1 protein-coding gene is annotated in these 896 nt (G+C 73.7%); it reads left to right on the top strand.

Annotated features, from left to right (window positions below; all coding sequences use genetic code 11):
• Positions 1-166: 166 nt before the first annotated feature.
• Positions 167-772 carry a VOC family protein gene (locus tag ACFV4G_RS36245; RefSeq protein ID WP_380446450.1) on the top strand — a complete coding sequence of 202 codons (606 nt, stop codon included), beginning with the start codon at positions 167-169 and terminating at the stop codon, positions 770-772.
• Positions 773-896 lie beyond the last annotated feature (124 nt).

Here is an 896-nt window from a genome sequence, read left to right as displayed (position 1 = left end):
GGGGCGCGGGGCCCCCCCCCCGCCGGGGGGGGGGGGGGGGGGATTTTGGGGGGGGGCGGGGGGGGGGGCGGGGGGGGCGGGGGGGGGGGGGGGGGGCCCCCCCCCCCCGCGCCCCCGGCTGCTCGGCGAGCCCGGCCCGCGCCAGGACCTCGGCGGGGGCCACGCGGTGCGGTTCCTGGACTGCGACGGCCGGACGGTCGAGGTCTCCGCCGACGTGGCCGGGCGGGTGTTCACACCCGTGACCGCGAGCGAGACCCGCCCCAAGGGGATTGGCCACGTCGTGCTCAACACGCCCGATATCCAGGTGGCGCGCGAGTTCTACGAGACGGTCATGGGATTCCGGGTGACCGACTGGGTCGAGGACGTGATGTGCTTTCTGCGCACCGGCCCGGTGCACCACACCATCGCCTTCACCCGCGCCCCGCACACCTCGCTCAACCACGTGGCTTTCGAGGTCCGCGGACTCGACGAGTTCATGCGGGCCACCGGCGCGCTGATGCGCTCGGGCATTGCCCCGGTCTGGGGGCCGGGACGGCACGGCGTCGGGCAGAACACCTTCTCCTATTTCCAGGAGCCGTCCTCCGGTTTCGTACTGGAGTACACCACCGCCGCCCAGGTGATCGACGAGGAGCACGGCTGGACCCCGAAGGTCTATCCGGCCAACGCCCAGACCACCGACGTCTGGGGCACCGCCAACGCGCGCGACGAACTCGTCTCCGCGACCCTGATCGGCCGCCCCGACCCCGGCACCTGGACGCCCCCGCCGGTGTGACGGCACGCCCGCGGGGCCGGGCCCTACAGCGGCGGCCCGCCCCCCCGCCGGGGGAACAAAAAAAAACACGCCCCCCCCAACTGAGATTTGTTTTATGTTGTGGGGGGGGGGGGTGAGAAAGAGG

The sequence above is a fragment of the Kitasatospora sp. NPDC059747 genome (genome assembly GCF_042732955.1).
GTDB lineage: Bacteria > Actinomycetota > Actinomycetes > Streptomycetales > Streptomycetaceae > Kitasatospora.
The sequence above is the reverse complement of the archived record's forward strand: the minus strand, read 5'-3'. Positions and strand labels throughout refer to the sequence as shown.